Annotated in this window: 9 protein-coding genes; 6 read left to right on the top strand and 3 right to left on the bottom strand. The window is 45.6% G+C overall.

Going from position 1 to position 12,987, the window contains the following annotated elements:
- Nucleotides 1-35: 35 nt before the first annotated feature.
- The 5 genes from ACRRS1_RS06735 to amt all read left to right on the top strand — a co-directional run bounded on the left by ACRRS1_RS06735 (nucleotide 36) and on the right by amt (nucleotide 9,299).
- On the top strand, nucleotides 36-1,232 hold the full coding sequence (locus ACRRS1_RS06735) for an NnrS family protein (protein ID WP_432468108.1): 1,197 nt from the start codon (nucleotides 36-38) through the stop codon (nucleotides 1,230-1,232).
- A gap of 547 nt (nucleotides 1,233-1,779) precedes the next feature.
- Nucleotides 1,780-2,940, top strand: coding sequence for a 3-phenylpropionate MFS transporter (locus ACRRS1_RS06730; protein ID WP_432468109.1), 1,161 nt, complete (start codon nucleotides 1,780-1,782; stop codon nucleotides 2,938-2,940).
- Between the two features lie 350 nt (nucleotides 2,941-3,290).
- The gene (locus tag ACRRS1_RS06725; RefSeq protein ID WP_432453926.1) at nucleotides 3,291-4,706 is read left to right on the top strand and encodes a YcjX family protein; all 1,416 of its coding nucleotides are present in this window, start codon (nucleotides 3,291-3,293) and stop codon (nucleotides 4,704-4,706) included.
- Nucleotides 4,703-5,725, top strand: coding sequence for a YcjF family protein (locus tag ACRRS1_RS06720; RefSeq protein WP_432468110.1), 1,023 nt, complete (start codon nucleotides 4,703-4,705; stop codon nucleotides 5,723-5,725). Before ACRRS1_RS06725 ends, ACRRS1_RS06720 begins: the two co-directional genes overlap by 4 nt.
- Nucleotides 5,726-6,215: 490 nt before the next feature.
- Nucleotides 6,216-9,299, top strand: coding sequence for an ammonium transporter (amt, locus tag ACRRS1_RS06715; protein ID WP_432468111.1), 3,084 nt, complete (start codon nucleotides 6,216-6,218; stop codon nucleotides 9,297-9,299).
- 255 nt (nucleotides 9,300-9,554) lie between these two features.
- Here amt and elbB read toward each other — a convergent pair whose 3' ends face one another.
- The 3 genes from elbB to ACRRS1_RS06700 all read right to left on the bottom strand — a co-directional run bounded on the left by elbB (nucleotide 9,555) and on the right by ACRRS1_RS06700 (nucleotide 11,990).
- Complete coding sequence (gene elbB / locus ACRRS1_RS06710) at nucleotides 9,555-10,205, bottom strand: isoprenoid biosynthesis glyoxalase ElbB (RefSeq protein WP_432464657.1); 651 nt, start codon at nucleotides 10,203-10,205, stop codon at nucleotides 9,555-9,557.
- A gap of 209 nt (nucleotides 10,206-10,414) precedes the next feature.
- Nucleotides 10,415-11,050: a leucine efflux protein LeuE gene (gene leuE / locus ACRRS1_RS06705; RefSeq protein WP_432453930.1), complete on the bottom strand. Its 636-nt coding sequence runs from the start codon at nucleotides 11,048-11,050 to the stop codon at nucleotides 10,415-10,417.
- Nucleotides 11,051-11,132: 82 nt separating this feature from the next.
- Nucleotides 11,133-11,990: a LysR family transcriptional regulator gene (locus ACRRS1_RS06700; protein ID WP_432468112.1), complete on the bottom strand. Its 858-nt coding sequence runs from the start codon at nucleotides 11,988-11,990 to the stop codon at nucleotides 11,133-11,135.
- Between the two features lie 354 nt (nucleotides 11,991-12,344).
- Here ACRRS1_RS06700 and ACRRS1_RS06695 point away from each other — a divergent pair, with 354 nt between their 5' ends.
- Nucleotides 12,345-12,956 (top strand): cysteine hydrolase family protein, encoded by a 612-nt coding sequence (locus ACRRS1_RS06695; protein WP_432464655.1) that lies wholly within the window; start codon nucleotides 12,345-12,347, stop codon nucleotides 12,954-12,956.
- Nucleotides 12,957-12,987: the final 31 nt, after the last annotated feature.

Genomic DNA, 12,987 nt, shown 5'->3' with positions numbered 1-12,987 from the left:
ATATACCCAATCGATCTTCAATTGAGAGCCTAACGATGATCATGATTTCAGATCCCAAAAATAACAAGCCAAGGCAAGCACAAACAGGGGCGTTTTTAGAACTTGCGTTTCGTCCATTTTTCCTCCTCGCCTCCCTGTTCAGTATCCTCAGTTTACTGCTATGGAACGGATTCTTCACTGGCGACGTGACATTACATGTTTATGGCGGTCCCTTATGGTGGCATATGCATGAAATGCTATTCGGTTTTGTGGCTGCAATTATTATTGGTTTTTTATTAACGGCGGTTCAAACCTGGACCAAAATACGCAGTTTAAATAGCACTGGATTGCTACTTTTAGTTGCGGTTTGGATGATTGCCAGGGGGTTATTTTTGCTGCCAAATAGTGTACCACATTGGCTGATTGCACTGCTTGATATTGCTTTTTTGCCGTTAGCCACAGCTGCACTGGCTTACCCAATTATAAAAGCTAGATTGTGGCGTAATTTGATATTTATCCCCATATTATTGCTGATGAGCATTGCCAATATCAGCATGCATAGCAAAGTCGTCACACCACTTGAGCCATTCATCGATAATTCCAGCACGCTGATGGTGTTATTAGTCACCTTAGTGATGAGCATTATGGGCGGACGCGTATTCCCTATGTTCACTGCAAACGGCACCCAAACAGCGCGCGTGGAGCCAATTGCTTACTTAGAAAAAGTGGTTATTGGCAGCACCTTGTTAGCCTTAATCAGCAGCCTACCATTTATCAAACTCCCTTCGACATTGAGCGCTGCAATATTTTTTATCGCCAGCGCTGCACATGCAGTGCGGGTATTTCGCTGGAAAATATGGGTAACCATCAAAACGCCATTAGTTTGGAGTTTACACATCAGTTACTGGTGCATTGCGCTCGGCTTATTCATCTACGGTTTATCAGAAGTGTCTACCATGGTAAATCATTCCCAAGCGATCCACACCTTAACCGTTGGCGCGATGGCCACCATGATCCTATCCATGATTTCACGTGTTTCTTTAGGCCATACGGGTAGAAAAATTGAGGTTGGAAGAATCATGACGTTCGGATTGATCGCAATCATTCTATGCTTTGTGACTCGCGTCTTTTTGGGGTACTTTTTAAGTGATTATCGGTATGTCATTTCCATCGCGGTTGGCTTTTGGGTGATTGGCTATGGTTGTTTCGTCACACTTTACTTCCCTATTTTAAGCAAACCTCGGCAGGCGTAAGTCTCGACGAAAACAGCGGCCATAAGGATTGAATTAAGCGACTATTATGATACAACTTCAGGCTCATGATAAACGTAAATATCCCCAGTGCTGTATTAATAGCCATCCCAAAATTTCACAATGAGAGTCGGCGGAGATTTATCACAGGCGGTGTCAGAGGATCACCATACCAGTCTGTAAGTAACGGTTCGCAGGGATATGTTACCAACAAAATTGCTCTCAAATTGACCTGTTGAGTACAGGGCTCACAAGCGCGCATTCATCGCTATTCCAAATACAAATTATTTGCTGATGGATGCGATTTAAATCTTCAAATTAAAAATTTCAAAACTATATTTCAAGCACAAGCCAGATAAATAAATCACCCTTCAACAAAATATCAGTTACAAAGCAATGTAATTTAATAAATTATAGATGAAAAATCTAAAGGTATCAGGATTTGGAAACAACCATATATTCACTCGCTGATTCCCATTGAACAAGCGGCTATGTTATTCAAAAATTGGCGCTATAATGCTGCCATTAAGCAGTATAAGGTTTGGTAAAAGTGAGAAATCCAAAAGCAGCAACTTGGATAAGTTTATATTTTTCAGGTTTATTTTTCGTATGGGGGATCTTTTTACCATTCTGGGCCTTATGGTTAGAAGGTGAAGGCTTAAACCCTAGTGAAATTGGGCTGTTGATTGGATTTAGCATGGTCGCCCGCTTTGTTGGCAACGTGGTACTGATGCCACGCATAAAATCGGCTAATCACCTACTACCAGGGATCCGTTGGATCAGCTTTGCCAGCATTTTAGTGGTCACTTGCCTGTTTTATTTAAAGGGCTATATTTGGCTCACAATACTCACCTTGGCCGCTAACTTTTTCATTGCTACCTTAATCCCGCTTGGAGATGCAGCCGCAACCAAATGGGTCAATCAGCTCAAGCTTGACTATGGTCGGGTTCGCGTATTCGGTTCCATTGCTTTTGTTATCTCGTCCACCATCATCGGCAATGCACTTGGTTATTTTTCTCATTCCTTAATCTTATATGCCACCGCTGGCTCACTGTTGGTGCTGTGGGGGATCTCACTATTATCACCTGCCGAAAAACTGTTAGAACCAGCAGCCAGTAGCAACCCCCATGCAGGGCGTTTATGGCCCGTATTGAAACAAAAACATGCCTTACGATTTATCGCTGTGACCACCTTGATTCAAAGCTCCCATGCCGCCTACTATGCCTATGGTACGCTATATTGGAAAAGCATTGATTATTCCGAATCAACCATCGGTTACCTCTGGTCGATTGGTGTCATTTTTGAAATGAGCATTCTCATCTTTGGTAGCCGCTGGTTTCGCCGTTGGGATGCAAGAAGCATGTTGTTATTTGCAGCAATAGGCGGCGTTATCCGTTGGGGCTTATTGGGCAGCGCAGAATTACTACCGATGATGATGTTATCGCAAACGATGCATGCATTAACCTTTGCCTTAACCCAACTAGCAGCAATTAAATACATCGGGAGTGAAGCCCCCAAAGAACAAGCGATCCCCTTACAGGCACTATATTCGGCGATAGCCTTAAATATGGGGACCGCGTTGCTAATTTTCTTATGCAGCGCCTTATACGCTCCCTTAGGAAGTGGCATATTCTTGATTATGGCGAGTTTAACCGCACTGGCGATCCCCATCCTGTTGGTCAAAGTCAAAGCCAGCGCATCAGCACACTAAGCTTGCAAAATGTGGCGCTTATCCGCCACAACATGAACAAAATTTAATCCACCTCTGCACCAACTTTTGCTAGATTGAATCGCAGTCACATGGTTTAGCCAATGGGCGGGGCGCCAAGCGACAACTTGAAAAAGCCGCATAAGCCCCGATATATTGAATAAGTTGAGTGTGTTTTGCGTGCTCCCTTGACTAAAAAACAATCTCTCGTACTTTGGTGAACAAAAGCACTTGGGATGTATTGGCTTAGTGGATTAAGCTTCACTGCTATTGTTCAAGTAAACGCCTTAGGCATAAACCCTGACAAATAAGCTAAGCCGAATATTCGCCCATGAACGGTTGCCACTAAATTTATGAATCATTCTCGATTATCGAACATTAAAACTAAAGCCGACGACTTAGCCAAGCTCAGCATGGATAAGCACTTACGACTTGCCGTCACGGGCCTCAGTGGTGCCGGTAAAACAGCATTTATTACTTCTTTGGTAAACCAATTATTATTAGGGGCAGAAAATCATCAACTGCCACTATGGAAACTGGCTCGTGAACATGGTTTTTTAGGGGCGAAACGCAGCCCTCAGCCACATCTCCACTTAGCAAGTTTCGACTATCAAGGTGGCTTAGCTGCGCTGCAAAGCCAACCCCCGAGCTGGCCCAAACCAACTCACGGGGTGAGTGAAATTCGTCTAAAATTACGCTATAAACCGCAATCCGTCATTTGGCGAAAATTGAGTCACACCGCCAATCTAACACTAGACATTGTCGACTATCCCGGCGAGTGGCTACTTGATTTACCACTGCTCAATATGAACTATCAGCAGTGGTGCGAACATATAAATACAGGCTTACAAGACTCACGTAAGGCTAAGCTCGCCGAGCACTGGCAACAACAGGCGGCCCACTTAGATGTAAACGCCACAGCTAACGAAACACAAGTCGCAGATATCGCTGCGGCCTATACCCAATATTTACATGACTGCAAAAGCCAATTGGGGATGCACCACATTCAACCCGGCCGTTTCGTATTGCCCGCCGAGCTCGCGGGCGCGCCAGTCTTAGCTTTTTTCCCCATTCAACCTGATTTAGCGAGTACAAAGGTGCAAGTTAAAAACAGCAACTTGGCTTTACTAACGGAACGCTTTGAGTACTACAAAGAACATGTGGTGAAACGGTTTTACCAACAGCATTTTATTAAGTTTGATCGGCAAATTGTATTGGTGGATTGTCTCAGCCCACTTAACAACGGTCACGATAGCTTCTGCGACATGCAGTTAGCCATTAATCAAATACTGCACAGTTTTAATTACGGGCAATCAAGCCTGTTACGCCGCCTATTTTCACCGAAGATCGACAAACTGTTGTTTGCTGCCAGCAAGGCAGACCATGTCACACCAGAGCAACATACTCGTTTAGTGAGCTTGCTTAGCGAAGTAGTTGCCGACGGGAAACGCCATGTTAAATTTGAGGGGATCGACACCGAAACGATGGCCTTAGCCTCAATTAAAGCGACTCAGGCTGGTACTGCCAAGCTCAATGGTGTCAACATTGCGGCAATTAAAGGGATCTTACAAAGCGATCAAGCGACTCAAAAGACTACCATGCTATTTCCCGGTGAAGTCCCCAACCGTTTACCGAAACAACAGTTTTGGCAAAACCAAGGATTTGAGTTTAGTCCCTTTCAACCTCCGGCCTGTTCACCTTACACGGCACTGCCACATATTCGACTCGACCAAGCCATTGAATTTCTATTAGGAGACAAGTTTCGATGAATCCGTCAATCAAACCCCGACAGGTGCTCGATGCCGAGTCCCAGGCCAAAATACTAGACCCTTTAGCCAAGCAAGACAGTAATGAGCAACTGGCAGCAAAACAAGTTATCGACGACCAACAACAATGGCAGGAAGCCCCAGATCTGGAGCCCATAAAATTGGAACTACAGAGTAAAAAGAGCAATGGTTGGCTAAAATATGGGGTGGGTGCCGCCTTGGCAATGGGCATCGGCGAACTAACATTAAGTTTATTCGAACTGTGGCAAAGCTCTCCGATCCGAGCAGGGATCTATTCAGCAATCAGCGGCACCATTGTGCTTGCACTGCTATCAATGTTCATCAAAGAACTGGCAAATTTAAGACGACTTAAAAAATACCAAAAACAACACCAACAAGGGGAACTGCTACTGCAGGGGCAAGGCCGTGGCAACGCCCAGCTTTACTGTGAAAAACTGGCAAAACTACAGGGCTTAAACGACAGCCAAGAGTACCTCACTTGGCAAAACTGGCTAAATGAAAACCACAGTGATGCCGAGGTTGTCAGCCTATACAGTGAAACGGTATTAAAACCACTCGATGACCGCGCTAAACAAGCGATTAGCCAATGGTCTGGTGAAGCCGCGGTATTGGTGGCCATTAGCCCACTGGCAATAGTCGACATGTTGATTATTTTTTGGCGAAACATCAAAATGATTGAAGCTGTCGCAAAAATTTACGGTGTAGAACTTGGCTATTTTAGCCGCATCAAACTCATCAAATCGGTATTTGTAAACATGATTTACGCGGCAACCAGTGAAGTCATCACCGACCTCGGTAGCGACCTATTGGGTGCAGAACTCACCGCCAAGTTATCCAGCAAAGCCGCTCAAGGCATTGGCGCCGGGCTACTCACGGCTCGTCTGGGTTTTAAAACCATGGAACAATGTCGGCCGGTGCCATGGACGCTGAACAATAAACCTAAAACCAAACAACTCAAAAACCTACTGCTCAGCAAATTACGCAACAAACTGTCAATCTAAACCCCTAGATAAGCAATTGTTTTACCGTCGATTCGGGTTCAAGATAAAAACATACTTATTGCTACAAGCACGCTGAAACTGCTGATACAAATCAAATTCCCCAGCATTTGATCTGCTACAATATTCGTCAGAAATCAAAGATAAACAGCTATAAATTACAGATAGTTAAGCAAGTTAAACCGAGATTACTCTTGCCTTAAGAAGACGAACTATGATACTCATTGCTTCATGTTTAGACATGACTAATATAGTTTTCGGCTTGTTGGTTGTGTTATCAGCTCGCCACAAAACGGCGTGAGAGAGCCAAGGATAACACGCTGCGAATCATGCATTAAATCAGTCTAAGCGTCTCAATAATTTTATTGAGAGATTAGGATATTAATCAAGTGATCACTTGTAAGTAGTTGACATACTCTGCAGCAGTTTGACTTAAAGGTCACTCTATCTTCAAAAAGGAATTGTGCTGGCCAAGGAGTAACAGGGAGAAACAATGGAATATTCTTGGTTATTAATCGCCTCGTTCTTAGTCTTTATCATGCAAGCTGGTTTTTTATGTTTAGAGACAGGAAAAATCCGCAGTAAAAACAGCATTAACGTCGCCGCCAAAAACATTGCTGATTTCATCATCGCCTCCCTAATTTACTGGATCTTCGGCTTTGCACTGATGTTTGGCGACACTAGCTATGGCCTACTCGGCAGTAGTGAGTTTTTCTTTGGCGACACCCAAAGCCCCTACCAAATCAGTTTCTTTCTTTTTCAAACCATGTTCTGTGGTACCGCCGCAACGCTACTCTCCGGTGCGGTGGCCGAACGAATGTCTTTTATTGGCTACTTATCTATTTCGGTAGTACTCAGCGCGGTGATCTATCCCATCGCCGGACATTGGGCTTGGTCTTCGGCCTATATAGCCGGAAACCAAGGTTGGCTAGAACAAATTGGATTTGTCGACTTTGCAGGCTCCACGGTGGTGCATTCAGTAGGCGGCTACGTTGCACTTGCTGCCATTATTATCATTGGCCCACGCCTCGGCCGCTTCGATTCTAATCAAACAATGCCTGTTGGAAATAACCTGCCGATGTCGGTTCTGGGCACCTTACTACTGTGGCTTGGCTGGTTTGGTTTCAATGGCGGTAGCACTTTGATAATGAACGAACATGTCCCCAAAATCATTCTAAATACCTGTTTAGCTGCCGTAGGCGGCGGCTTAGTCAGTTCGCTATGCCATTATCGCGCTCAACGCTTCTTCGATGTAGGCTTTATTATGAATGGCGTAATTGCTGGCTTAGTATCGATTACAGCCGGTTGTCATGTGATGTCTAGCAAGTCGGCGATGTTGATCGGGATTGTTGCTGGCTTGATTTTATATTTCGGCACAATTTGGCTAGAAAAACTGAAAATCGACGATGCGCTAGGGGTTGTTCCCGCGCATTTATTTGCCGGTATTTGGGGAACCTTAGCAGTCGCGCTATTCGGGGACTTACAACTGATAGGCACTGAACTCAGCCGCTCACAGCAACTGTTCGCGCAACTCGTTGGCGTGATCAGCATTGGAGTCTACAGCTTAGGACTTAGTTTTATACTACTGCTGTTAGTCAATCGTTTTCTACCACTACGAGTTTCGGCTAAAGATGAATTGCAAGGCATGAACGTCTCCGAACACCGCGCCTCTACCGAGCTAATCGACCTACTCAATTCTATGGAACGACAGCAGCAGCAAGGTATGTTTTCCACGCCAGTCCCCGTTGAACCGTTTACCGAGGTGGGGCAAATTGCCAATCAATACAATCGAGTGATTGAGCGAGTCAGCGCCGAAATCAACAAGCGTGATGACGCCATTAACAGTTTTAAAGCCAGTGAAAAACGCAAGAGCGCCATCCTCGACTCCTCTATGGACAGTATCGTAACGGTTGATCTAAGTGGCAAAATCATCGAGTTTAATCCCGCAGCCGAAAGGACCTTTGGCTTTTTAAAACCACAAGTCGTGCATAAAAACTTCATCAATTTATTCGTGCTACCAAAGAATCAAGACGAAGTAAGAAAAAGCTTAGCCCATCGCTTCTCAAGCTCACAGGGCTTACTACGCCATCGTCGAAATTCGCTTACTTTAACCCGCAACTCAGATCATGAGTTTCCAGCAGAAATATCCATCACTGGAGCCAACTTTAATAGCAATACCGAGAATGAATTTACGCTACATATTCGCGATGTCACTCGGCAACTCAAGTTGCAAGACAAGCTACGTCAACTGGCCTATAGCGATCCTCTCACCGGCTTATATAATCGGACCTATTTAATGGAGTCACTGATTCAAGCCGCTCAGCGCCACGAGCACCAGCCAAGCCAGGTGGTACTATTTTTCATGGATCTGGACCGCTTTAAAAAAATTAACGATACCCTCGGCCACAAAGCTGGCGACCAATTACTCTGTGAAGTTGCAAAACGTCTGATTGATGTCACCCGCACCTCTGATGTCATTGCCCGCTGGGGGGGAGATGAATTTGTGGTCTTATTCACCGATTCCGTCACCATGGAATTGGCACACACTAAAGCCAACGCCATTCTTAGCTTAATGCGTCAACCAGTGAAGTTAGATGGACGGGTGATTAACATTGCCACCAGCATTGGTATCGCACAGGCCAATTTAACAACCACCAGCGCAGAACAACTCATCCAACATGCCGACATCGCCATGTACTACGCCAAACAACGAGGCCGCGACAACTACCAAGTCTTTGAGGCCGAGATGGCGAGTAAAACCGCCCGTAATTTCGATTATGAACAAGAGATGAAAAAAGGTCTGAAGGCTGGAGAACAATTTCGCATCGTTTATCAACCAAAGGTCACCGCTGATAAGCAAATCGTGGGCTTAGAGGCACTAATGCGCTGGTCTCATCCGCAAGAAGGTCAAATCTCACCTAGCGAATTTATCCCATTGGCTGAGGATTCAGAGCTCGTGATCACCCTCGGTGAATTTGCCATCGCCAAGGTATGCCAGCAACTACAAGCTTGGCGCACAGCTGGCTTCGCAACGGTGCCGGTATCGGTGAATATATCAGGTAGACATTTGGTCTCTGGCCGCTTAGAAGCGTATGCCAGCCATGCCCTTCAACAACATGGCCTCGATGGTTCTGCCTTAGAATTTGAAATCACCGAGGGGGTACTTCTCACCGATATAGAACGTTGTATCGAAGTAATGTCGGCTTTGAAAAAACTGAACATTCAAATTTCTGTCGACGATTTTGGCACTGGTTATTCTTCGCTCAACTACCTGAAACGACTGCCCATTGATGTACTCAAAATTGATCGTTCCTTTGTCGACGAATGCGCCAGCACCGTTGAAGATGGACAAATCTGCTCGACCATTATCAACTTAGCCAACAACCTAGACTTAAGTACCGTGGCAGAAGGCGTGGAAACCGAATCACAACTGACGTTCTTACACAGTCATGGCTGCGATGTGTACCAAGGCTTTTATTTTTATCACCCGATGCCTGGCGAGGAACTCGACAACTTACTAGAAAAGAATGGCGCAAGCAACAATTCCTCAAGCAAAAAACCAGCTCACTTGGTCTAGCTCAGCAAAAAAGAACGCTAAACATCCTTCAGCTTTAGGCCAAGCAGTTGTAATCATCCAGGTTCTTTGGTTTTTCGAAACAAGCATCACTTGGGCTCGGTGACTCAACACCTAGCGCGCAGCAAATTAGTCATTGTTGGCTTTGGCTGATAAGACAAAAACAACGCTTGCACACTCAAGCTATGTCACAAGGCGTGATCCCTCTGCCTGTACTCTCTCGTAGGCCAAGCATAGCCACCAAGCACCAAGGTCGATTTAGCTCATCGCTAATACTTGATTCACCAGTTTGGCAATCCCAAGCTCGGCTTCGACAAGATTTTGAGCCAACATATAGGCCGGTGTACTCACCAACTTGCGCGAGTGATCAACCACTATATCAGCCACCGCACATTCAATATGCTCGCCACCAAGCGCGCTAATAACTGCAATTGTATCGGTGTCATTGCCGATGGTAAATTGAGCCCCCGGACCATAGACCAATGGGATCATCACTGGAGCAATACACATATAAGCAGCAGGTTTATTGGCTTCGGCAAAGGCTTTACAAGCCTTAAGCACATCTCCTTGTACACTTGCCTCAACACCATTTACAGCAAAGTCAGATAAATTTTTGGCCGCCCCAAAACCACCAGGGATAATAAGTGCGTCAAAGTCTTCGGCCACTAACTCAGTAACCGCCTTCACATCACCGCGAGCCACTCTCGCCGATTCAAGCAATACATTGCGAGTTTGCTGTTGCTCTTCACCCGTGAGGTGATTAATAGTATGTCGTTGCATCACATCCGGTGCGAAGCACTGATAACGGGCTCCCGCCTTGGTAATGTGTAACAACGTTAGTATCGATTCACCCAACTCTGCGCCATCAAAAACTCCACAGCCCGAGAGTATCACCGCCACTTTTTTCATAATATAAGTCCTTGTATTCCATGCAATTCAGCCTGAGTATATACCTTATCTCTATCACTGCTCGCGGCAATGCAAAAGCTCGTCACGTGATTTCTCAGCGCGATGCTAAATGAATATCCATCATATGCTGCTTGGTCATTTGCCCGTCGCCAGTCAAACAGACATATCGTATGAATACTTCGACGCAGTGCTCCTTAAACCAGCCCGCTTTAATGTAAGCTAGCTAACCTCGCCGCAAATCCCATGAAAAATAGCCCTAACACGCTATTCCCCATTTTAGCTAAGCCTTGATTATTGCGAAAATACTGAGTCAAGCGACAGCCTAATACAATCAACAAACTCAAATAAGTTAAACTACACAACTCCAAAATGCTTGCTAATATGGAATAGGAAATCCAAGTGCTATGGTAGCTATAGTCAATAAACTGGATAAAAAACGACACATAAAACAGTAACGCTTTGGGGTTGGTTAAACTCAAGCTGAGCGATTTCCGAAAAACTTTTTCTGTTTTGGGTTTAGCTGAAGAGAGCCGTTCTTTAGGCGCGAACCAATTACTGTAGATCAACGTTACGCCAAGATACAGCAAGTATGCAGCCCCTAAATAACGGATCGCAGTAAACAAAACCGGAGAGGTTTGCACCAAAGAAGCAACCCCAAGATAGGAGAGTAGGATTAGAATTGCATCGCCCAGCAAGACTCCTGCAGCGGCTCTATATCCACAGGCAATCCCGTAACTCGCTCCGGTTTTTAACACGTACAAAGAATTTGGACCTGGAGCCAAAATAATAAACACCAGCCCTGCAACATAAGTCCATATATTAATCACACCGTAACTTTCAAACATACTAGCTCCTTGCCATCACAGAATAACTTGATACGACAAGATTCTCATCTCGTCTAAGGTTTAAAATAAATCCAAGGACGTCTCACGAGGGAAACGAGCCAAACATGCTTTCTAATTCACGGATGATCCTGCGAGTCGCTCTCATTTGGCTGCTTTGCCGAGAAGTAAGCATCCATACCTCACGCTGCAAGGGCTCAGACAAAGGAAGCTGCAATAAATTGCTGCCAACTAGACAACAGCTGGGTAATAAAGCAATACCATAACCATGTTCGGCCGCGATACGCTGGCTGGTAAGCGAATTAGTCTGCAATCTGATCGCCGCGACACCAAAGCGTCTCAACAAATATTCCGCCTCAGGTAAATGGCTTAAACTTGGGCCATAACTAATAACATTCACCGGTTCGGCTTGTTTCAGTTTATTCAACCATTGAGCGTTACCGCATAAACAATAATTCAGCATTCCAATCTTCTTACAGAGATAATCGCCACTCTCAGGAAGGCTTAAACGCAGCGCAATGTCAGCCTCTTTTTTAGGAATGCTCACATTACGATTGGATAACTCAATTTCCAGTTTTAAATCTGGAAATTGACCCTGTAACTGGCTTAAGTGAGGCAGAACAAGGTATTCGGCTAGAGCGGGCACCATCGATAAAACAATGCTCTTTTGCTGCTGGGCTGCCACACCAAAGTGCGGCGCTAGGCTGTCGATGTCGTCACGGATCTGGCAGCTTTTTTGATAAAGTAATTGGCCTTCTACGGTTGCAATAAATCCCTCTTGACGACGCTCAAACAGACGCTGCTGCAAGGCATCTTCAAGGCGTTCAATACGCCGCGACACCGTCGCATAATTCACCTGCAAACGCTTCGCAGCCGCCGTCGCGGTGCCACATTCAACCAAAGCCGTGAAGAATCGTAAATCGTCCCAGTTCATTCCATTCATATTTATTCTACCGCCACGACTTGAGTATGCGGTACTCGAGTTCATCAACTTGGAAAGCCTACAAAATTAAGGGCTGCAAGTATGCTTACGCCATACCCTTTTGAGGTTCAAGCCAAGTGTACAAAGCAATCAAGCGCAATTGCAAGCCCACCGCCCACTAGAAATGCTTTAAAGCCTATCTTGCTTGCGCAACCTGACTCCCCTCCACTTAACATTCGATAAATACGCTCATGCTAGACCCTGCTTCAAGTCAACGATTAATTTTGCATAGGCCTTGAGCAGAATTGCTCGCTTACCTCTCAACCTACTTAGCTTAAGCTAAAGCCCTACTCACCCATCACTAAAGAGATTCGCATGCCAAAACCGACCACTCTACTCTCCATCGCAGGTGCGACACCCACGCCATTTGATCGTTCACAAAGCGCGTTGCTGCTCATCGATTTTCAACAGGAATATATCACCGGTAAGTTAGCGCTAGGCAGTGCTGGACAAGCGGCGATTTCTCAAGCGACCAAGTTACTCAATTATGCGCGGCAACAGGCAATGCCGATCTTTCATGTACTGCATCACGCCACCGTCAATGCAGCTGTCTTTAACCCCCTAAGTGAACAAGCGGCGGTGATCCACTCGCTGCGTCCGCTCGCGGGCGAAACCGTGATCATCAAAAGTCTACCCAATAGTTTTTATCACACAGAACTACAAGCACAGCTAAAGCAAAGCGGACGTAACCAACTGATTATCGCGGGCTTGATGAGCCATATGTGCGTCACGGCTACAACCATTGCCGCGCTAGAACTCGGCTACAGTAACTTTATTTGTGCCGATGCCTGTGCCACCCGAGCCTTGAGTGCTGCAGATGGACAAAGCTTACCCGCAAACACGGTCCACCAAGTGGCGATGGCAGCCCTAGGCGACCGTTATGCCAAAATACAAAGCTTACAGCTGCTGATGCAGGCTGCGGAATAAAGTCATCACTTGGTCGAGCTCTGCCTACGCG

The sequence above is a fragment of the Agarivorans sp. Z349TD_8 genome, from assembly GCF_050870825.2.
Lineage (GTDB): Bacteria > Pseudomonadota > Gammaproteobacteria > Enterobacterales > Celerinatantimonadaceae > Agarivorans.
This window is presented reverse-complemented; position numbering and strand designations above follow the sequence as displayed.

Bases quoted from the DNA above. Each gene is read 5' to 3' on its own strand.
- ACRRS1_RS06695 (WP_432464655.1), top strand. From the start codon at position 12,345: ATGCCAAAACCGACCACTCTACTCTCCATCGCAGGTGCGACACCCACG.
- ACRRS1_RS06735 (WP_432468108.1), top strand. From the start codon at position 36: ATGATCATGATTTCAGATCCCAAAAATAACAAGCCAAGGCAAGCACAA.
- elbB (WP_432464657.1), bottom strand. From the start codon at position 10,205: ATGAAAAAAGTGGCGGTGATACTCTCGGGCTGTGGAGTTTTTGATGGC.
- ACRRS1_RS06720 (WP_432468110.1), top strand. From the start codon at position 4,703: ATGAATCCGTCAATCAAACCCCGACAGGTGCTCGATGCCGAGTCCCAG.
- amt (WP_432468111.1), top strand. From the start codon at position 6,216: ATGGAATATTCTTGGTTATTAATCGCCTCGTTCTTAGTCTTTATCATG.
- ACRRS1_RS06700 (WP_432468112.1), bottom strand. From the start codon at position 11,990: ATGAATGGAATGAACTGGGACGATTTACGATTCTTCACGGCTTTGGTT.
- leuE (WP_432453930.1), bottom strand. From the start codon at position 11,050: ATGTTTGAAAGTTACGGTGTGATTAATATATGGACTTATGTTGCAGGG.
- ACRRS1_RS06725 (WP_432453926.1), top strand. From the start codon at position 3,291: ATGAATCATTCTCGATTATCGAACATTAAAACTAAAGCCGACGACTTA.